19 protein-coding genes are annotated in these 19,633 nt (G+C 48.5%); 6 read left to right on the top strand and 13 right to left on the bottom strand.

From position 1 onward, the window contains the following. Positions 1-15: 15 nt before the first annotated feature. The 3 genes from V7728_RS04265 to trmB form a co-directional block, all read right to left on the bottom strand. Positions 16-1,713 carry an NAD-dependent malic enzyme gene (locus V7728_RS04265; protein WP_099567018.1) on the bottom strand — a complete coding sequence of 566 codons (1,698 nt, stop codon included), beginning with the start codon at positions 1,711-1,713 and terminating at the stop codon, positions 16-18. A 78-nt stretch (positions 1,714-1,791) separates the two neighbouring features. Further along, complete coding sequence (locus tag V7728_RS04260; RefSeq protein WP_025285125.1) at positions 1,792-2,637, bottom strand: YtnP family quorum-quenching lactonase; 846 nt, start codon at positions 2,635-2,637, stop codon at positions 1,792-1,794. A gap of 58 nt (positions 2,638-2,695) precedes the next feature. Further along, complete coding sequence (gene trmB, locus V7728_RS04255) at positions 2,696-3,349, bottom strand: tRNA (guanosine(46)-N7)-methyltransferase TrmB (protein ID WP_003152359.1); 654 nt, start codon at positions 3,347-3,349, stop codon at positions 2,696-2,698. A 185-nt stretch (positions 3,350-3,534) separates the two neighbouring features. On the opposite strand from trmB, the gene V7728_RS04250 reads away from it, so the two are divergent. Next, positions 3,535-3,813 (top strand): YtzH-like family protein, encoded by a 279-nt coding sequence (locus tag V7728_RS04250; RefSeq protein WP_003152357.1) that lies wholly within the window; start codon positions 3,535-3,537, stop codon positions 3,811-3,813. Here V7728_RS04250 and V7728_RS04245 read toward each other — a convergent pair whose 3' ends face one another. From V7728_RS04245 to thpR, 4 genes are all read right to left on the bottom strand, one after another. Continuing rightward, on the bottom strand, positions 3,814-4,611 hold the full coding sequence (locus V7728_RS04245; RefSeq protein ID WP_003152355.1) for a phosphotransferase family protein: 798 nt from the start codon (positions 4,609-4,611) through the stop codon (positions 3,814-3,816). It abuts the gene before it with no gap. Between the two features lie 270 nt (positions 4,612-4,881). Continuing rightward, positions 4,882-5,811: a YegS/Rv2252/BmrU family lipid kinase gene (locus V7728_RS04240; RefSeq protein ID WP_099567019.1), complete on the bottom strand. Its 930-nt coding sequence runs from the start codon at positions 5,809-5,811 to the stop codon at positions 4,882-4,884. A gap of 52 nt (positions 5,812-5,863) precedes the next feature. Continuing rightward, positions 5,864-6,796 (bottom strand): hypothetical protein, encoded by a 933-nt coding sequence (locus V7728_RS04235; RefSeq protein ID WP_099567020.1) that lies wholly within the window; start codon positions 6,794-6,796, stop codon positions 5,864-5,866. 26 nt (positions 6,797-6,822) lie between these two features. Beyond that, entirely contained in the window at positions 6,823-7,374 is a 552-nt protein-coding gene (gene thpR / locus V7728_RS04230; protein ID WP_003152349.1) for an RNA 2',3'-cyclic phosphodiesterase, read from the bottom strand. Between the two features lie 89 nt (positions 7,375-7,463). On the opposite strand from thpR, the gene cysK reads away from it, so the two are divergent. Further along, positions 7,464-8,435, top strand: coding sequence for a cysteine synthase A (cysK, locus tag V7728_RS04225; protein WP_020954278.1), 972 nt, complete (start codon positions 7,464-7,466; stop codon positions 8,433-8,435). 37 nt (positions 8,436-8,472) lie between these two features. Here cysK and pepV read toward each other — a convergent pair whose 3' ends face one another. Further along, a complete protein-coding gene (pepV, locus tag V7728_RS04220; protein ID WP_099567021.1) occupies positions 8,473-9,864 on the bottom strand; it encodes a dipeptidase PepV in 1,392 nt (463 codons plus the stop codon). A gap of 95 nt (positions 9,865-9,959) precedes the next feature. On the opposite strand from pepV, the gene V7728_RS04215 reads away from it, so the two are divergent. Continuing rightward, positions 9,960-11,264 (top strand): NCS2 family permease, encoded by a 1,305-nt coding sequence (locus tag V7728_RS04215; protein ID WP_012118223.1) that lies wholly within the window; start codon positions 9,960-9,962, stop codon positions 11,262-11,264. A gap of 33 nt (positions 11,265-11,297) precedes the next feature. Here V7728_RS04215 and V7728_RS04210 read toward each other — a convergent pair whose 3' ends face one another. After that, positions 11,298-12,458 carry an ABC transporter permease gene (locus V7728_RS04210; protein ID WP_099567022.1) on the bottom strand — a complete coding sequence of 387 codons (1,161 nt, stop codon included), beginning with the start codon at positions 12,456-12,458 and terminating at the stop codon, positions 11,298-11,300. After that, positions 12,455-13,159: an ABC transporter ATP-binding protein gene (locus V7728_RS04205; RefSeq protein WP_007408794.1), complete on the bottom strand. Its 705-nt coding sequence runs from the start codon at positions 13,157-13,159 to the stop codon at positions 12,455-12,457. The genes V7728_RS04210 and V7728_RS04205 overlap by 4 nt, the downstream gene beginning before the upstream one ends. A gap of 280 nt (positions 13,160-13,439) precedes the next feature. On the opposite strand from V7728_RS04205, the gene V7728_RS04200 reads away from it, so the two are divergent. Further along, positions 13,440-13,661 (top strand): DeoR family transcriptional regulator, encoded by a 222-nt coding sequence (locus V7728_RS04200; RefSeq protein WP_003152337.1) that lies wholly within the window; start codon positions 13,440-13,442, stop codon positions 13,659-13,661. Positions 13,662-13,788: 127 nt separating this feature from the next. Here the strand turns inward: V7728_RS04200 and V7728_RS04195 are convergent, their stop codons facing one another. Both V7728_RS04195 and V7728_RS04190 read right to left on the bottom strand, forming a co-directional pair. Continuing rightward, on the bottom strand, positions 13,789-14,508 hold the full coding sequence (locus V7728_RS04195; protein ID WP_007613195.1) for a pseudouridine synthase: 720 nt from the start codon (positions 14,506-14,508) through the stop codon (positions 13,789-13,791). A gap of 56 nt (positions 14,509-14,564) precedes the next feature. Further along, complete coding sequence (locus V7728_RS04190; protein ID WP_003152313.1) at positions 14,565-16,202, bottom strand: putative polysaccharide biosynthesis protein; 1,638 nt, start codon at positions 16,200-16,202, stop codon at positions 14,565-14,567. 207 nt (positions 16,203-16,409) lie between these two features. On the opposite strand from V7728_RS04190, the gene V7728_RS04185 reads away from it, so the two are divergent. Together V7728_RS04185 and opuD are read left to right on the top strand one after the other, a co-directional pair. Next, a complete protein-coding gene (locus tag V7728_RS04185; protein WP_007408798.1) occupies positions 16,410-17,675 on the top strand; it encodes an NAD(P)/FAD-dependent oxidoreductase in 1,266 nt (421 codons plus the stop codon). 179 nt (positions 17,676-17,854) lie between these two features. After that, on the top strand, positions 17,855-19,390 hold the full coding sequence (opuD, locus tag V7728_RS04180; RefSeq protein WP_007613202.1) for a glycine betaine transporter OpuD: 1,536 nt from the start codon (positions 17,855-17,857) through the stop codon (positions 19,388-19,390). 35 nt (positions 19,391-19,425) lie between these two features. On the opposite strand, the gene V7728_RS04175 is transcribed toward opuD, so the two are convergent. Further along, positions 19,426-19,608 carry a sporulation protein Cse60 gene (locus V7728_RS04175; RefSeq protein WP_003152309.1) on the bottom strand — a complete coding sequence of 61 codons (183 nt, stop codon included), beginning with the start codon at positions 19,606-19,608 and terminating at the stop codon, positions 19,426-19,428. Positions 19,609-19,633 lie beyond the last annotated feature (25 nt).

Genomic DNA, 19,633 nt, shown 5'->3' with positions numbered 1-19,633 from the left:
TTGGGCTTTATTCGGTTACATCGGCCGAATTCGTTTATATACGGGGTGCCACATCGCGTCCTGCACCGCTTGGATCAGATCCTCGGGTTCCTTTTCCGCTACACCGTCCTGAATGGCAGCTTTAGCTACAGCTACCGCCACAGTTGCCGATACCGTCCTGAGATCCTCCACTTTCGGAAGCATCGGCGCCCCCGGCTTGCCGACGTCCACCATACCGGCGATGGCATTCGCGCAGGCAACGAACATATTGTCCGTAATGAGCCTTGCTTTTGTCACAATCGTGCCGAGTCCGAGTCCCGGGAATACGAGCGCGTTGTTCGCCTGTCCGATATGGTAGGTAACGCCGTTATACGCAACAGGCGGAAACGGACTACCCGTAGTGACAAGCGCGCGGCCTTCCGTCCATTTAATCAAATCTTCAGGTTTTGCTTCTGATAATGTCGTCGGGTTTGACATCGGCAAAATAGCGGGCCGTTTGACATGCGAGGCCATTTCTTTGACGATTTCTTCCGTAAATGCGCCTGATACGGTGGATGTGCCGATCAGAATCGTCGGCTTGGCCTGACGCACAGTCTCCGCCAGATCAATTGATCCGCCTTCACCGCTGCGGCCGTACTCTTTCACTTCATCAGCAGGGCGCGCGTACGGAACCTGAAAATCACGCAAGTCCTTCATAACATCCGTTAACAATCCGTTTCTGTCGATACACCAAAAATGGCTGTAGGATTCTTCTTCGCTTAATCCGTCATGCACCATGGCTTCGCGCAGCTGCTCAGCAATTCCGATACCGGCCGTTCCCGCGCCGAAGACGACGACTTTATGCTCTTTTAAAGGCACTTTTGATGCTTTTGCACACGCTAAAACAGCTGCAAGCGATACCGCGCCCGTTCCTTGAATGTCATCGTTAAACGTACAGACTTTATCTTTATACCGTTTTAATATGCCGCGGGCGTTAGCCGTACCGAAATCCTCCCAATGAAGCAGCGCATTCGGGAATGTTTCCCGGGCAAGCGAGACATACTCATCAATAAAGCGGTCATATTTCTCGCCGCGCACTCTTGAATGCTGGTTTCCGACATACAGCGGGTCATTTAAGAGGCTTTCCTGATTTGTTCCGGCGTCCAAAACGACCGCAAGCACTCGTGACGGATCAATTCCGGCCGCCGCCGTATAAACCGCGAGTTTTCCGACAGAAATGGCGATGCCGCCGACGCCCCAGTCACCGATTCCCAGAATGCCCTCCGCATCTGTGGCAACGATTAAGTCAATGTTTTCATTTTTTCCGAACTGCTGAAATGCGGCGCGCATTCCTTCAGGGTCATCTATTGACAAATACAGACCGCGGGGTTTTCTGTACTCATGGCTGTAACGCTGGATCGCAGTGCCGACGGTCGGCGTATATACGATCGGCAGCATTTCGCCTAAATGATCATTTAACAGCCTGTAAAATAACGTTTCATTCCGATCATGGAGAGCGGTCAAGTACACATTTTTGCTCAGCTCATCAGGCTGCGAACTGAATTGTTCGTAGGCCCGCCTCGCCTGCTCTTCGATTGTCAATACTTTCGGCGGCAGAAATCCCTCGAGCCCGAGTTCCTTTCTTTCCTCCTGTGTAAAGGCCACCCCTTTATTTAAAAAAGGCGTAGAAAGCACTTCTAATCCGCGCAGTGTTGTTTTGATTTCTCCATCTTTCGTCACTTGAAATTGATTCACCTGTCTCTTCCTTTCAAAGCAATTTGTCTTAGGTTTGCTTTTATTCCCGAAATTCATACAGGCAAATCATCGATCCGCTTATTTTTTCTCCCGTTTGACAGACGCGGCCACTTCGCCATCTTCTCCCCATTTTACCGCTCTGTAAATCGCGTCGTGATAGAAAATGAGCCAGGCGTCTTTTTCTGCCGCGAACGTCTGCCATTTCTGCTTTTCTGGAATAGAGGTCATCGGATAATCATCATAGGCCAGCACCCATAACGGATTTTTATGCGCATTCGTCGGCATCAGGTCGGCAAAATGCACAGCCGTCTCCCCTTCGTCTTCTAAGACGATGACGCTGTGGCCGTCGCTGTGGCCGCCGGTGTGGTGCATCGTAATGCCTTCTGTCAGCTGATACTCGTTTTCAAAGGTTTCGACCTGATCTTGTACCGCCTCCCAATTTTCTCTCCAATATGTATTTTTCGATCTGATATTAGGATTTCTCATTTCGCGCCACTCTGTTGCAGAAGTGATAATGCGGGCATTCGGGAAAACAGAGACAAGCTCCTCTCCGCTGTACTCCGTCAGGCCGCATGCATGGTCAAAATGAAGATGGGTCATCGCGGCAATATGAATGTCCTCACAGGAAAGCCCGAGGTCACGAAGAGATTGTTTCAGATTGGATTCCTGTGTTACGCCGTAATTCCTTTTTTGTTTATCAGAGAACTTCCCTCGGCCGATACCCGCGTCAACCAATATATTCAGGCCGTTTTTTCTGATCAGAATCGGGTCTGTTCTTAATTCAATCTGGTTTTTGTCATTTACGGGGTATTTTCTCGACCATAAAGGCTTCGGAACAACGCCGAACATCGCTCCGCCGTCCATATGTGTTACACCGCCGTCCAGCCATGTTAATGAAATATTCCCAATATTCAATGTCTCCATCTTGATCCCTCCTGATGTAATGGTAGCAAATGGCGGCATAAAAAAACAGACTCCCGCATCAGAGTCTGTCTTTTGTTCTCCATTCAACTTCGGCCCGGTAAATCGGCTGGCCGAGCGCGGAGAATTTTTCTTCGTATTCTGTCATAATATTGCCCTTCGGATCGCTGTTGTGCAGATCAAGGCTGACTTCCGTCAGAAGCAGGCCGTATTCGGAAAAGCTTTTCAGAGAGTATTCGAATAAACCGCGGTTATCGGTTTTAAAATGAATCTCACCTGTTTCGCCCATCACTTCTTCGTATTTTTTCAAGAACGTTTTAAATGTTAAACGGCGCTTTTCGTGGCGGTTTTTCGGCCACGGGTCAGAAAAGTTTAGATATACGCGCTTGATTTCTCCCCGTTCAAATACGTCATTCAGTGTTTCCGCGTCTATATTTAACAAACGGACATTGTGAGCCCCGCTGTCCTTAACTTTTTGGACGGCAGTGACGATGACGCTTTTAAACAGCTCAATCCCGATATAGTTGATATCCGGATTCTGCTTGGCCATTCCTGAAATGAACTGCCCTTTTCCCGTACCGACTTCAATATGGATCGGGTTGTCATTGCCAAAGACCGTGTTCCACCGCCCTTTATACTGGGCCGGATCACTGATGGCGATGTCAGCGTTTTCTGCCAGAAAATCATTCGCCCAAGGTTTATGGCGCATTCTCATATGATTGACACCTCTATCTATAATTTCGAGTAACAACATACCATGAAACATAAAGAGCCGCAAGCGCCTTTTAAAGGCGCCGGCTGCATAAAAAAAGAGGCTCCCCGGTCCGGAACACTCATGTGATGCATAAAACCGCACCGCTTTGCACAATGTATGACACAGAAAGGATGTGTATATGAATCATGGGCTTAACAAGCGAACATCAGGTCCGGTTATTAAAGGACATACTGGCCGACCATCAATTGGATTGCTGCGGCACGGTTGCCGAGTATGAACAGCTGGAGCGCGTCATCAAATCACTGATGGCCAACACCGGGCTTGATTCAAATATAAAAAACGTGCTCGAGGATGTCTACCGCTACAGCCAGTCCGGCATCACGGCCGATTCCATCGACACGCATATTCAGGAGCACCAAAACCATTTGTCCCAATGGGTGGAGCAGATGGATTCGTACTCCTGACTACTTGACAATCCGCTTCATCAGGGCATGAAGCTCTTCCATGGCATCATGATACGCTTTGTCGTTTCCTTTTGATTTGTGCCAGGCGATGAAGGTGATGGTCTCCGATAACATGTACCATGCCATCCGCAGCCGAAGCCCTTCCGTGAGCTTCATGCCGTACATCCCAAGCCAGCTGTCCCACGCTGGCTCTTCGACGTAATGATACAATAAAGGGCCGAGATCCATAGCCGGATCAGCTATCATGGCGCCGTCCCAATCTATTAAATACAGCTGGTTGTCTTCAGACAGAAGCCAGTTATTATGATTCACATCACAATGGCAAACGACTTTTTCACCGAATTGCACCTGATCCACATGAGCTTCCAAATAAGCAAGGCCTTCCTGAATAAGCGGCGAAAATTGCCGCACGGCAAAGACGGCCTGCTTCAGCTGCGACAAAAGGGCGCCCGGATCAAGCGGTTCTTTTCCCAATCTTTTCAGCATGTCGAGCAAAGCTTTTGATGTGTGGATTTTGCGGAGCAGCTCAGCCACCGGGCGTCCGCTCATATCCTTTGCCTTCAGCTCCCTGCCCGCCATCCAATGCTGAGCCGTAATGACGTCACCGTTTTCCATCCGTTTCGTCCAAACCAGCTTCGGAACAATGCCTTCGGCGGATAACACGGCTAAAAAGGGCGAGCTATTACGTTTTAAAAAAAGCTGTTGGCCGTTATGTTTCGCATAATATGCATCTCCTGTAGCTCCTCCGGCGGGGAAGATCTCCCAATCGCTACCTAGTAATTGTCCCAACCAGTTCATATCAATGTTCAACCCATCATTTCTTAAAATATTTTAGAATAGGCCTCCAGCCTTTCTCTATTGGCGGAGCGGCCTGTCATAAACAATTTCATGAGAATAAAAAAGACAGCTATTGAGAGTCTCATATGCTAATCAATAGCCGTCCTATAAATTTTAGCGCTACAGCACAAACTTCGTCAAGCAAAACTAGCAAGAACACCTGTGAATTCTGAAGATTTATGCCGCGAACCGCTCTTTGCCGTGAAACATTTGACGGGTTTCATTTGTTTATTATGTTTTTATTTTCAACGGCGCACCGCCCGGCATAAGCCGAAACGGCGTCGTTCCGATCAGCTCGCCGTCAGCGTGAAACGGAATTTTCCCATCTGTTTCAAAAACGAATTCCTTCCCCTTTATCATCGTCACTCCGTCCATTTTGATATGCCGGCCGAAGCTCATCGCCCATAAAAAACGATACAGCGAGAAAAAGGACAGGTTTTCTGCGATGACAATATCAAAACGGTTTTGACGGGGATTTGCTGAAGGCGCCGCTTTCATGCCGCCTCCGTAATAAGGGTGATTAGCCGCAATGACAAACCAGACATTGCGGAATTCACGCCTCTGGCCGTCTGCCGTGCAAACAAATCTGAACGGCTGAAACCCCGAGGCCGTATGTAAATGCGCGAGCGGGTAAATCACAAAGCCGAGACGCAAAAACCGAAGAACGCGCGAAAACGGAAAATTCGCCGTTGCCTTCAAAACTGAGGCATCGAAGCCGACAGACAGGTGGTTAATAAAATAAAGTGATTGCGCTTTGTCATGAAAAAAGTTGATGTTTCCCGCAAAAAATTTCCGCGTGAGCGGGCGGTGCAGACTTTTGATTTCTTGGAGAAGCGCCGACTTCTTAATACCGAGCCCTTTGGAAAAGTCATTGTACGAACCGGCGGGCACAAAGGTCAGCTCAATCTGATCCGTTCCTTTCAGTCCGTTAATGACTTCATGCATCGTCCCGTCACCGCCGATGACGAACAGCCGCTTAAGCTTATGATCCTGCATCATTGAAATCTGCCTCGCCAGCACCTCCGCATGTCCGGGATGCCCGGTCAAAAAAGAGCGGTGGCTGACCCCGCGCCTGTTCAGCTCTTTTTGAACTGATTTCCAGACACGCCGGCCCCGCCCGCCTCCTGAGACCGGATTAATAATAAAAAACCATTGACTCATCGTTTGTTTTCACCTGCTTCATAGATGAAGAGACAGCCGGCAAACGTCCGTTTTAATCAAGCCATTCCTGTCTCCGGCTTGAATCGCTCAAGCCGTAAGACAAAAGAGCCTTCGCCGCCTTCAGCTGGTGGTGCTTGATCGGCGCCGTATTTTTCTGCTGCTTTTCCAGCCACTCTGCGGCAGTCCGTTTATCAGCTATTTCCAGCCCGTACGGCGGCTCCGGATAATCAATATAAGACGTTCTGCTGAGCAAAAGCTTCCGCACGGGAATGTCGGCCTGCTTTTCTTTTACGATTTGCGAAACGACCGAGCCCGTCCGGTGCAGGCTGAGAGACGGATTCAATACTTGGCGCGTGCTGCCGGAGCCTCTTTCTTCCCAAAAACGGTGTTTTGATCCGATATATACGCTGTCCTCTTCCGCTTCCATAAAAGCAGCGCAGAAAATCTCCAGCGGCGAGATGATGATCATGCTCAGTTCGACGGACGCCTGCTGAATTTGAAGAACCGGATGATACATCACAAAATAGGAATCGGGCAGCTTTTGAGCCAGCATTTTTAACATCCCGTCCCTTTTGACCGCCTGCGAAAGCTCAGACTTTTGAGAAAGCGTGGAGCTCGCCCATTTTAATTGAAAGTCATACAGCTGATCTTTGAAAAAAGGCGCGAGCTCAGACTTTTGAGACGGAAGATTCCCGAACAGCGCCTCTTCTCCCTCCGGCTCATCAAACCATTGGTGCCTCTTTTCATTTATATCGGCCGTATTTTCTTCTTTTCTCTTTTTTAAGGAAAATTTTTTCCTGGCCGGCGCTTGATCGGTTTCCCCGCCGGCAGCCGTTTTCGTTTCTTTTTCTTCCGTCTTCCGGTCAAACGCTTCAAGAAGCGCCTCCCAGCGTTCTTTCTTCAGCCGGATAAACTGGTTCATATAATGATATGGATCAAGTTCATATCTGGATATGCAGTCGTGAATTTTGATGATCTGTGCCATGTGATTTCTCCACTCCGAATATTTGTTTATGTCAATTGAAACTGTGCGATTTCTTCGTATTTAGGCGACCGGTCAAGATGGGTCTGAAACAGGGAAAACCGGCTGACGGCACTTTGCACCCTGCCGCTTTCAAACGGCACATCGTCAGAAAACGGCCGGTCTCCCGCCCACTTCCGTGCCATCGTCATATGAGGGTGATACGGGCGTTTTTCCACTTGAAAACCGGCTTTCAAAACAGCCTGTTTTGTTTTTTCCCGCAAATCAAAGAGCAGTTCATTCCGTTCGGGCTCAAGGTGAAGCACTCTCGGCTGTCTGCGGTCGCCGAAAATATCCAGATGCTGAAACTGTACGGTAAACGGCTGCGCTGCCGACGCAGCATCTGCGAGCAGCGACGATAATTTCGCAAGCCGTTCTTCATCCGCGGCTCCGAGAAAAATGAGTGTAATATGATAGTCATGCGGGTGCACCCATTTTTTGAATGATAACGCCGGCTCCTTTTTGGCTGCTTCCCAAATCGGTTCAGCAATGTCAGCCGGAATCGGAATGCCGATAAAATAATGCGGCAATGAAGCTTTCATACGAGGATCTCCCCCTCTTTGGTTATGGTGTTATTATAAAACGGATAAGCGGAGAGGAGAACCCTGTCCGCTCATTATGATAGGATATTATGTACCGAACGTTTTATACAGAAAGGAATGAGCCGGCCTTGAAAATCGTAAACAGCACGGCGGAGCTGATCGGCGGCACACCGATCGTAAAGCTCAATCGTCTTCAGCCAGAACATGCAGCACAGGTCTATTTAAAATTAGAATCGTTTAACCCGAGCGGCAGTGTCAAAGACAGAGCGGCTTACAATATGATCATTGAAGCGGAAAACAGCGGGCATTTAAAACCCGGCTCTGTCATCATCGAACCGACAAGCGGCAACACAGGCATCGGCCTGGCGATGAACGCGGCGGCGCGCGGCTACAAGGCAATCCTCGTCATGCCTGACACGATGACGAAAGAACGCATCAACCTCCTGAAAGCGTACGGCGCGGAGGTTGTGTTAACACCGGGGGCGGAAAGAATGCCCGGCAGCATCAAAAAAGCGAAAGAACTCGCCGAACAGATTCCGGGAAGTTTTATCCCGATGCAATTCGATAACGGCGCAAATCCAGATGCCCACCGAAAAACGACCGCCATTGAAATCTATCAGGCCGTTCAGCAGCTCAACAGACCGCTCGGTGCTTTTGTGGCAACGGCGGGAACGGGCGGAACCATTACCGGAACCGGAGAAACGCTGAAGGAGCTTTTCCCGGATATGATTGTTCATGTCGCCGAGCCTGCGGGATCTCCCGTCCTGTCTGGCGGAAAACCCGGCGCTCATAAGCTTGTCGGGACAAGCCCCGGATTTATTCCCGGCATACTGAATCAGGACGTTTACGATGAAATCATGAAAATATCTGATGAAGATGCGTATACGACAACACGCCGTCTGGCCCGGGAAGAAGGTATACTCGTCGGCCCGTCTTCAGGCGCCGCCTGCTTCGCCGCCATTGAAACCGCAAAACGCCTCCCTTCCGAACAGATCGTCATCTGTATGACGGCCGATACGGGAGAACGTTATTTATCAACGGATTTATGGTCATTTGAATGATAAAAAGGGATGCCGCTTTCGGCGTCCCTTTTTATTATCACTTGGCAAGCTCATAAATGGCTTCGGCGTATAAAGCGGTTGACCGGAGAAGGTCATCGATTTCAATGTACTCATCCTTTTGATGCGCGCTGTCAGGCCGGCCGGGGAACAGCGGCCCGAACGCGACGCCCGCCGAAAGGGATCTCGCATACGTTCCTCCGCCGATTGAAATCAGATCCGCTTTCTTTCCCGTCTGTCCTTCGTAAACCTTTTGAAGCGTCTTTACGAGCGGATGATCGGCAGAAACGTGGTGCGGTTTGCTGTCTTTAAATTCTTCAAGCCGGAATTCTTCAGCAGACGTAAAAGCATCACGGATGACATTGCTGTCTGAAGTGACGGGATAACGGATGTTGATGCCGAGTTCTCCTTCCTCACCCTTTCTGTATGTAAAGGTGCCGACATTCAATGTAAGCTCTCCGCTGATGTCATCCCTGCAATCAATTTTCAGCTTTTTGCCTCGTGTATCATTTAAAAAATAGTCACTGACGGTTTTGACAAAGTGCTTTCCGGCTCCATCCAGCTCCGTTCCGTTAAGGCATTCAGCAAGCTTTAAGCCGGCATTGACACCATTATCCGGTTCCATCGCGTGGCATGATTTTCCGTATACCCGAAGCGTCAGTTTTCCATTTTCCGAAATTGCTTCACCTTGTGTTTTTGACTGCTCAAGCCATTTGCTGAAATATGCGTGCACGGCATCAAGACCGTCCCCTTCAATAACCGCTTCAGCCGCATCCGGCACCATGTTCAAGCGCAGTCCTGAACGGAATGACAGAAGCCCGTTTTTTGCGTCTTTGTCAGAAGCGCTTTTTGCAATGCGCAGTGACGCATCTATAATTCCTTTTTCCGCGTTAATGATCGGAAAATCCGCGTCAGGAGCAAAGCCGATGTCAGGCATTTTTTCGTGTTTGAAGTAGTGATCCACGCATCTCCAATCACTTTCTTCATCCGTTCCGATGATGATTCTCACGCGTTTGGATAAAGAGAGCTGCATGTCTTTGACGATTTTCAGCGCATAAAACGCCGCCATTGTCGGCCCTTTATCATCTATGGCGCCTCTGGCATATATCCGGCCGTCCCTGATATCAGCTGAAAACGGATCGCTCGTCCAGCCGTCTCCGGGCGGAACGACATCGACGTGGCACAGAACGCCGACGATTTCATCACCCGTTCCCCATTCAATATGGCCCGCATAGCCATCAAGATTCTTTACGGTGAAGCCTTCTTTTTCACCGAATTCCAGCAGTGACGTCAGGCTGGCATTGACGCCTTCTCCAAACGGCCGGCCGGGACCGGCTGTTGATTCGTCCATTACGCTGTTGATCTGCAAAAACTTCTGCGTGTCACGGATCAGATCTTCTTTGTTTCTGATGACTTCAACTTCCCAGTTCATCACAAATCCCCTTTCTTGATAAAGACTTGCAAAATGTCGATAAAACGAATAATATAGATGATGTTTTGAAAAAATGTTCGTCATTGGAGGTACTTATGTTTCATCTCGACAAGCATCAAACGACAATAAAAAGAGAAATTACCGCGGGATTGACCACCTTTTTCACAATGGTGTATATCATTGTCGTCAATCCGGTGATCCTTTCCAATGCGGGAATTCCGTTTGACCAGGTGTTCACCGCGACGATTATCGCTTCCATTGTCGGAACTTTATGGATGGCTCTCGCTGCGAATTTTCCGATCGCCATTGCCCCCGGCATGGGCTTAAACGCGTATCTTGCCTTTCACGTTGTCGGCACAGGCAGCGGCATTACGTATCAGACGGCTTTCAGCGCCGTTTTTATCGCGGGAGTCATCTTTATTATTTTATCGTTAACGCCTTTAAGAAAACAACTTATAGAAGCGATTCCGGACAATTTAAAATACGGAATTACGACCGGCATCGGCTTATTTATCGCTTTTATCGGCTTACGCCAATCCGGAATCATCACGGCTGATAAATCTAATCTGGTCGCACTCGGCGATCTTCATTCGCCCGCCGTCATTTTAACGCTTATCGGACTTATCATCAGTATTGTACTGATGGTGCTGAATGTTAACGGTGCTCTGTTCATCGGAATGGCGCTGACCGCCGTCATTGCCTTTTTGACCGGGCAGATTCATTTCGCGAAAGGATTCATGTCCTTCCCGCACCTGCCGGAGGGGCTTTTAATCACAAATCCGTTCGGAGCCCTCGGGGATGTCGTGCATCACGGTCTGTACGCCGTTGTGTTTTCTTTTCTTCTCGTTACGATTTTTGACACGACCGGCACCATGATCGGTGTCGCCGAACAAGCGGGACTGATCAAAAACAATCAGCTGCCGAATGCCAGAAGAGCGCTTTTGGCTGATTCGACCGCTACAACGGTGGGAAGCATCTTCGGCACCAGCCCGACGACCGCGTTCGTTGAATCTTCAGCAGGTGTGGCGGCCGGCGGAAGAACGGGTCTGACGGCGCTGACGATTGCCGTTATGTTTGCCGTTTCCATGTTTTTCAGCCCGCTTGTCAGCGTCTTATCGGAAGTGTCCGCGATTACGTCACCGGCTCTGATTATTGTCGGCAGCCTGATGATGGGTGCGGTATCGAATATCCGCTGGAATGAGCTTGATGAAGCGTTCCCGGCCTTTCTCGTCATTTTGGCGATGCCTCTAACGTCCAGTATTTCAACCGGAATCGCACTCGGCTTCATTTCATATCCGCTTGTTAAAGCAGCTAAGAAAAAATGGCGCGAAATCCATCCTTTAGTCATCATCTTCGCCGTGCTGTTTTTTATTCAGCTTTTTATTTTGAACGGACATTAAGAAAAATCCCTTTCCTTTTTCGGAAAGGGATTTTCACATATAAAGAACGGAAAGAATCGCGGCAATGAGACACCAGGCGGAACAGATGATTTGAATGACGGTTAATGCGCTGTTTCGCGCCCTGAAATAGTCATCACTGTCTCTCTTGATACCGCTTAAAACCGGTTTATCCGTGATCCGGTCAAATAAAAGTGACGCGGCATAGCGGCTGACGATCGCAAACAAAATGAGGACTGCCGGCTTCACTAAGAGCGGAAGAACGAGAATAAGAGCCGTAAAAGCCGCGGTTAAAAGGTAAAGCTGCCGGAGATACCCGCCGTTTCGAATCAGCACTTTAAAGAACAATTCTTTCCACGCCGTATACGCCGACCGTTTTGTAAAGATGTGCTTTGAGCCGGGATATAAAAACGGCTTGCTCCGCCCTTTATGTTTACCATTCGGGAGCTGCACATCATGGCTGAGCATCAAAACAGAGGCCGCGAGTGAAAGCTTGCGCCTGTTCTCCTCAAGCACTTCTTCCTCAAAGGCCGATAATGTCTCCGTCCCTTTCCAAGTCAAAAGAGCGGAACAGATGAACAATATACATCCCGCCGGCCAAAGCCAATACCATTCGGCGGCAAAGACGATCATAAAAAACGCACCCGCCATCAGAACCATCACTTTCAGCCAGCCCGCCGCCTGATTCCCGAATGTCCGCCTGCTGTTTTTTCTGTGTCGGTGCACCGCTAATATTGCGGTATGGAAGCCGAACAGACAGCAAAACATACCCGAATATGCCGGTAAGGTGCAGTCACCGTATTGGCGCCATAAGGGAAATAACAATACGGCAAGCGCACCCCATTTGATAAGGGAAAGGAACATCGAATACAAAAGCGCGTACCGTTTCAGCTTTTGCATCAGATGTTTTGCATGCACCAAAAATACGTGATCCGCTTCCAGCAAAAAGGTATGAATAAAACCCGTGCACAACAGCAGGGCACTGAATACATACAGCCAGCCCCATCCTAATACTCCTGCCGCTCCATTAAGAAGCCCCCTGCCGTTCAGCCATTCAGCATATTGATAAACGGCAAATGCGGCAGCGGGAAGAACGATATACAGCGCGACCGTCCAATCAATGACCGTCTGAAACACCTTCCATTGATACCGCCAATAATGAAACAGCCTTTGAAAAAACAAAGCCCGCCCGGTCATCGCTGACTGCTCCGAACCGCTGAATAAAAGCAATCCAGCAGTGAACGGCTCCCCGTTTTTTCCTGAAGCTCCTCTAACGTGCCTTGAAGAAGCAGAGCGCCCTGATCCAGCAAATAAAACCGGTCGCAGATTTTTTCCGCCGTATCCAGAACATGAGTGCACATCAAAATCCCCGCGCCCCTTTCTTTCTCAGCAATCAGCATGTCGGTAAACAGCTTCGTTGAGATCGGATCAAGTCCGATAAAAGGCTCATCAATGATGTAAATATCCGGCTTCGCCAAAAATGCCTGTATGAGCATCAATTTTTGCTGCATCCCTTTTGAAAAACCGGAAGGCAAATCATGTTTTACAGACGTCAGCGAAAACTCTTCAAGCAGCCGCCCTGCCCGTTCACGGCACTCTTCCCCTTCCATGCCCCGCAATGACCCGGTCAGCTCGAGATGCTCCCAAAGCGTCAGTTCATCATAAAAACTCGGACGCTCCGGTATGTAAGCATAAGATGAATCATTCCACTCAATACCGCCTTCTATATCCCGGGAAAGCCCGAGAACCGCCTTTATCACTGTACTTTTCCCCGCGCCGTTCGCTCCGATTAAACCGGCAATTTCACCCGCATTGACTGACAGAGATACATCAGAAATCACCTTCGGCCTGTCAGCATAACCGGCGCAGACAATGTTTGCATTCAATAATTCTCCCAAACTTCTCACTCCCCCGTTTTCATACGGACATGTATAAAAAAAGTTTCAGTTTCCATAATAATAAAAGCGGACCGGGCATAGTAATGCACCAAGGCGGCACCCATTTGGAAAAAATTATCTGCGCTTATTCCTAGATTCATGTTGTCCATATCGTGTATAATGGAGGCAGTTAAAAGAGAAAAAACAGAATGTCATCCTTTGTTGCTTATTCGTACGAAGTTTTAGAGTCGAAAGTTGTGGTATATCAAGTCCATCCGATCTTATGATAGGGAGTGGTTTTTTGAAACCTTCAACAAATCGTATGCTGACTCGGATTAAATCAGTTTACATGTTCATCCAGGAAAAAGGCCTTGTGACAACACAGGAACTGGTTGATGAATTCGGCATTACACCTAGAACCATTCAGCGAGACTTAAATGTGTTAGCATACAATGATCTTGTTCATAGTCCTAGCCGAGGCAAGTGGGAGACAACACGAAAAAAAGTGAAAATTACATCTTAAGCGAACAATTACATAAGGCCCTTTTCGGCCTGACATGCTGCAAGGCAAAGCAGCGTCTTTGCCTTGTTTTTTGTTCCTCTATATAAAAAGCCCAAAACAAATCTGTTTTGGGCTTTTCTGATATCGATTACACTTCAGCGCCTCTCAGCGTTTCGAGCTCTTCTTCAGTCAGCTCGCGGAATTCTCCCGGTTTAAGATCCGGGTCAAGAGAAACAGCCCCCATCGAAAGCCGCTTCAAATAAGCCACTTCATTTCCGACAGCCTTTGCCATCAGCTTCACCTGATGATATTTGCCTTCTGTAATGGTCAAATGAATCACCGTTTCATCCGGGCTTTCTGTAATGATTTCAACGGCTGCCGGCTTCGTTTTATAGCCTCCTTCAATGACGACGCCTCTTTCCAGATGAACGATGTCTTCCGGTGACAGAGGTGAAATTAACCGGACCTCATATGTTTTAGGCACATGCTTTTTCGGAGAAAGCAGGCGATGAGCGAGCTGCCCGTCATTGGTCAGAAGCAAAAAGCCTTCCGTATCCTTATCAAGACGTCCTGCCGGAAACGGTTCAAATCGCTGTTCTTCAGGTGTCAGCAGATCAACCACCGTCTGCTGGCGGCTGTCTTCTGTAGCGGACAGCACTCCTTGCGGCTTATTCATCATGACATAAATAAATTCACGATAGTCTGCCGGCTCTCCGTATACCGTGATGTCCTGTTTTTCCGGATCGACATGGGTTTTCACATCTTTCGCCGGCTCTCCGTCAATCATGACAGCCCCAGCCTTGACGATTTTTTTCACATCTTTTCTTGAGCCGAATCCGCTGTTGGCAAGCAGCTTATCAAGTCTCATCCTGATCCTCTCCTTTAAAAAGAAAAGCCCGCGATAAGCGGACTATTCATTATTTCTCAATGGGCGGAATGCCTGCCTCTCCTCAAAACACGGGGCAGACGATTTCCAAACATTTTCTGTAAAAATCCGATTCGGTACGCGGCAAACATGTACACCGCACCGCCGACAGCGGCGCAGACAAAGACGACAATCGCCGCATGCACCTGGCCGCTTTGGTATGTTACAAAGAAACTGAGCAGCCATTGAGTCAGCTTGACCGCGACTCCCATCACGACGGACAGGACTGCGATTAAAATGACCCGTTTTATAAGTACCGTATACGAATAGCCCGCATGGCGCTTAATCATGATAAAACCGTACAGAAGAGAAGCGATATAACCGAGCGCCGTTGCCAAGATGGCCCCGTCTCCCTGAAACAGCTTGATCAGCGGCACGTTCAGCACCACTTTTATAATGACGCCGATGAAAAGGCTCACGACAGCAAATTTCTGCTTATTAATCCCTTGCAGGATCGCGGCGTTTACGGTAAACAGAGAAAACAGAATCGCGACAGGCGCGTACCAGAACAATATATCCTGTCCGATATCCGGGCGAAGACTTTCAGAGCCGTAGAAAAACGTATAGGCCGGGCCCGATAACACGGACATCCCGACAACGGCGGGAATAACCAAAAACAGAATAATTTGCATCGTCTGGTTAATCTGCTGGTTCAAAAGCTTATAATTCCTGCTCGTAAACGATTCAGTAATCGTCGGAATCAGCGTCAGACCGAAAGCGGTCGCCAGAGAAACCGGGATCATAACAAGCTTCGGCACATAAAGGGTGACAATCGCAAGCATGTCCTGGCTGATATCCTTATGGCCCGCCGCAATCATCGCTTTATTAAACGTATTCGTATCGATATAAGAATACAAAGGAATCGCCAGTCCGACAAATACGTAAGGAGCGGCATAACTGAAAAGCTCAATGAACATTTTTTTATAACTTAAGTTCGCAGACGGGACGAGATTCGGCTTCATCGCCAGAAGATCGCCCTTCCGCTTATTCCAGTAAATATAAAGGACGACAAGCCCTCCGAATGATCCGATCAGCGCCGCGAAAGTCGCGTATCCGACTGCGATGACAAGGCCGCCGTTGATCACTCTTAAAATCAAATACGTTGCGCCCAATAAAAAGATGATCCGGGCAAGCTGCTCCACAACCTGTGAAACGGCTGTCGGCCCCATCATCTGATGACCTTGGAAAAAACCGCGCACAAGACTCATAATCGGCACGACCAAAAGTGCCAGACTGACCATCCGGATGACATAAACGACGTGGTCAATCGTAAGTCCGTTGTTACTCGTGCCGCCGAGAGATGTTTCCGCAAAAAACGGCGCCGAAATATAAAGAATTGAAAAAGCGATCATCCCGGTTACGAGCATAACCGACATTCCCGCTCTCAGCATCCGCCTGCTCGTCTCATAGTCTCCTTTGGAGTTATATTTCGAGACAAATTTTGAAACCGCGGCGGGAAATCCCATCGTGGCAATGTTTAAAAACAGTGTATATTGATTATATCCGTATTGAAACAAAGCTCCGCCCGTCGCTCCGACCATCGCTCCGAACGGGATCAGATAAATCATCCCTAAAATCCGCGATATATAGGTGCCGAGCGTCAGCACGAACGTGCCCCTTAACAATTTGCTTGACATGTTTCCTCATCACCATTTTCTACGAAGATTCAACTTTTCTATTTTAACACAACTGGGCAATTAGACGGTAATAATTACAGCGGGAAACTTTTTGGGAAAACTCTTTAAAAAACAAAATACGTTTAAGGATTCCCTTTCTTTCGCTATAATAGCAGAAAGCGGACATTTCCGCCTATTATACGTGAAAAAGAAAGTTGTTGATGAAAGATGAAACATTATGACGTGATTGTGATCGGCGGCGGTCCGTCCGGTTTAATGGCTGCGATTGCGGCAGGCGAAGAAGGCGCGGACGTATTATTAATCGATAAAGGAAACAAGCTGGGACGGAAGCTGGCGATTTCCGGCGGCGGGCGCTGCAACGTGACCAACCGCCTCCCCGTTGAAGAAATCATCAAACACATCCCCGGCAACGGCCGCTTTTTATACAGCGCGTTTTCCGAATTTAATAATGAAGATATCATCGCCTTTTTTGAAAAACTCGGCATTCAGCTGAAAGAAGAAGACCACGGGCGCATGTTCCCGGTGACGGACAAAGCGCAAAGCGTTGTCGATGCGCTTTTGAACCGATTAAAACAACTGAACGTCACCATCCGCACAAATGAAAAAATCAAAGAAGTGCGGTACGAGAACGGCAGGACAGCGGGCATTACGACAAACAATGACGAACACATTAACGCAGACGCCGTCATTATCGCGGTCGGCGGAAAATCAGTCCCGCATACCGGCAGCACCGGAGACGGCTATGCATGGGCGGAAGCGGCCGGTCATACCGTGACCGAACTCTTTCCGACGGAAGTGCCGGTTACGTCGTCAGAACCGTTTATTAAACAAAAAACACTTCAGGGGCTGTCTCTTAGAAACGCGGCCGTCAGCGTCCTGAATAAAAAAGGCAAACCAATCGTCACACACGTGATGGACATGCTGTTTACCCATTTCGGCTTGTCAGGCCCCGCCATTCTCCGCTGCAGCCAGTTTGTCGTCAAAGAACTGAAAAAGCAGCCAGAGGTCAAACTCCGCATCGATCTGTTTCCCGGCATCAACGAGGAAGAGTTATTTCAAAAGATGCACAAGGAACTGAAAGACGCACCGAAAAAAGCGCTCAAAAATGCGCTGAAGCCGTGGATGCAGGAACGGTACCTGCTTTTTCTTCTGGAACGGAACGGTCTTGATCCGCAGACAAGCTTTACGGAACTGCCGAAGGATCAATTCAGGGCTTTTGTCAAAGACTGCAAACAATTTACGGTTGCCGCTGACGGAACGCTTTCTTTGGACAAAGCGTTTGTCACAGGCGGAGGTGTTTCCGTAAAAGAGATTGAGCCGAAACAAATGGCGTCTAAAAAAATGGAAGGCTTATATTTTTGCGGAGAAATACTCGACATTCACGGTTATACCGGGGGCTACAATATCACTTCAGCCTTTGTCACAGGGCGTCTCGCCGGTTTGAATGCAGGACGTTTCTCACGCTCGCTCTAAATGGTTTAAAGCGCATTTACCTGAGCGTCCCCGTTGATAATTGACCAAAAACATGATAGAGTTTTCTGCGTTTTGTTTCACCTGATTGAGGGAATAGGAAGAAAGGAATGATCTGCAATCGTACGACCATACTAAAACAAAATGGCGTATTGAAAAAAATAGTCAGAGGGTGAGAACGTTTGAAGAAGAACATCTCCAGTGTTTTTTGGATTGTGATTGTCATCACAGCCGCTGCGGTTTTATGGGGGGCCATTTCTCCTGACAGCCTGCAGCAAGTCACTGATACGGCACAAAAATTTATTACGGATTCTTTCGGCTGGTATTATCTGCTGGTCGTTTCTATATTTGTCGGTTTCTGTCTCTTTCTCATTGTGAGTCCGATCGGCACAATAAAACTCGGAAAACCCGGGGAAAAACCGGAATTCGGCTTATTATCATGGTTTGCCATGCTTTTCAGCGCGGGCATGGGAATCGGTTTGGTATTTTACGGGGCTGCGGAACCGATCAGCCATTACGCCATCAGCTCTCCCTCAGGTGAAACAGAAACGCCCCAAGCATTTCGTGATGCGCTCCGGTACACATTTTTCCACTGGGGGCTGCACGCTTGGGCCATCTATGCGGTTGTCGCTTTATGTATCGCATATTTTCAATTCAGAAAAGACGCGCCCGGTTTGATCAGCAGCACACTGACACCGCTTTTGGGCGATAAAGTAAACGGGCCGATCGGCAAAGCGATTGACTGTATCGCCGTGTTTGCGACCGTTGTCGGTGTGGCGACAAGCTTAGGGCTCGGAGCGACTCAGATCAACGGCGGTCTGCATTATTTATTCGGCATTCCGAAAACATTTTCCATTCAGCTGATCCTGATCGCTGTCGTGACCGTGTTATTTTTGATTTCTGCGTGGAGCGGAATCGGCAAAGGGATTAAATACTTAAGCAATACCAACATGGCGCTCGCGGCTATTTTAATGATCTTTATGCTCATTGCAGGCCCGACGGTGCTGATTATGAACTCATTTACCGATTCTATCGGCCAATACATACAAAATATCGTGCAGATGAGCTTTCGCTTGTCTCCGAATGATCCTCAAAAGCGCGAATGGATTAACAGCTGGACCATTTTCTATTGGGCCTGGTGGATATCCTGGTCGCCGTTTGTCGGCATTTTTATCGCCCGTGTATCAAGGGGCCGGACGATCCGGGAATTTTTAATCGGGGTATTGGTGACACCTTGTATATTGGCTTTCTTATGGTTTGCGATCTTCGGTGTATCCGCGATGGATCTTCAGCAGAAAGGCGTATTCAATGTCGCGGGAATGTCAACGGATACGATGCTGTTCGGCGCACTCAGCCACTATCCGCTGACAATGGTGACATCCGTATTAACGCTTGTTCTGATCGCTGTATTCTTTATTACATCAGCGGATTCAGCGACATTTGTGCTTGGAATGCAAACGTCTTACGGCTCTTTAGACCCGTCAAACCGGGTGAAAATCATCTGGGGCATCATCCAGTCCGCCGTGGCAGCGGTATTATTATATTCCGGCGGTCTGGCCGCACTGCAAAACACGGCCATTCTCGCCGCGGTTCCGTTTTCAGTCGTGATCCTTCTGATGATCGTGTCTCTGTACAAGTCATTAGCGAGCGAGAGAAAAGGAATCAAGCAAGCGGAGAAATACCAAAAACCAAGAAGTCCCCGCGTCAAAAAAGCATAATGAACAACGAAGCCCGGCATTTCGTCCGGGCTTCTTTATTTTCGGTATAAAATGAGAGCGGAAAAACAATAAAGCTGCTCACCTTCAGGATCACAGGCCGCCGCTACCGTATATTTAATATCAACGAGCTGTTCATCAGAAATCCCCTTTAAAAATGTATTGACTTCAGTCTGCAGATCCTTTTCATGCTCCTCATCAAAAACAGCTATCTTCAGCACATCACCCTCTCCTTTCTCTATCAAT

This window comes from Bacillus sp. JHAA (assembly GCF_036961585.1).
Lineage (GTDB): Bacteria > Bacillota > Bacilli > Bacillales > Bacillaceae > Bacillus > Bacillus velezensis.
Note: the sequence above shows the minus strand (reverse complement) of the source record. Positions and strands in the feature narration are given on the sequence as shown.

What these genes read in the sequence shown, in the direction of transcription:
- V7728_RS04240 (WP_099567019.1), bottom strand. Translation starts at nt 5,811, where the DNA reads ATGAGTCAATGGTTTTTTATTATTAATCCGGTCTCAGGAGGCGGGCGG.
- V7728_RS04210 (WP_099567022.1), bottom strand. Translation starts at nt 12,458, where the DNA reads ATGACCGGGCGGGCTTTGTTTTTTCAAAGGCTGTTTCATTATTGGCGG.
- cysK (WP_020954278.1), top strand. Translation starts at nt 7,464, where the DNA reads ATGTACCGAACGTTTTATACAGAAAGGAATGAGCCGGCCTTGAAAATC.
- V7728_RS04260 (WP_025285125.1), bottom strand. Translation starts at nt 2,637, where the DNA reads ATGGAGACATTGAATATTGGGAATATTTCATTAACATGGCTGGACGGC.
- thpR (WP_003152349.1), bottom strand. Translation starts at nt 7,374, where the DNA reads ATGAAAGCTTCATTGCCGCATTATTTTATCGGCATTCCGATTCCGGCT.
- V7728_RS04185 (WP_007408798.1), top strand. Translation starts at nt 16,410, where the DNA reads ATGAAACATTATGACGTGATTGTGATCGGCGGCGGTCCGTCCGGTTTA.
- V7728_RS04235 (WP_099567020.1), bottom strand. Translation starts at nt 6,796, where the DNA reads ATGGCACAGATCATCAAAATTCACGACTGCATATCCAGATATGAACTT.
- V7728_RS04190 (WP_003152313.1), bottom strand. Translation starts at nt 16,202, where the DNA reads ATGTCAAGCAAATTGTTAAGGGGCACGTTCGTGCTGACGCTCGGCACC.
- V7728_RS04245 (WP_003152355.1), bottom strand. Translation starts at nt 4,611, where the DNA reads ATGAACTGGTTGGGACAATTACTAGGTAGCGATTGGGAGATCTTCCCC.
- trmB (WP_003152359.1), bottom strand. Translation starts at nt 3,349, where the DNA reads ATGAGAATGCGCCATAAACCTTGGGCGAATGATTTTCTGGCAGAAAAC.
- pepV (WP_099567021.1), bottom strand. Translation starts at nt 9,864, where the DNA reads ATGAACTGGGAAGTTGAAGTCATCAGAAACAAAGAAGATCTGATCCGT.
- V7728_RS04215 (WP_012118223.1), top strand. Translation starts at nt 9,960, where the DNA reads ATGTTTCATCTCGACAAGCATCAAACGACAATAAAAAGAGAAATTACC.
- V7728_RS04195 (WP_007613195.1), bottom strand. Translation starts at nt 14,508, where the DNA reads ATGAGACTTGATAAGCTGCTTGCCAACAGCGGATTCGGCTCAAGAAAA.
- V7728_RS04250 (WP_003152357.1), top strand. Translation starts at nt 3,535, where the DNA reads ATGGGCTTAACAAGCGAACATCAGGTCCGGTTATTAAAGGACATACTG.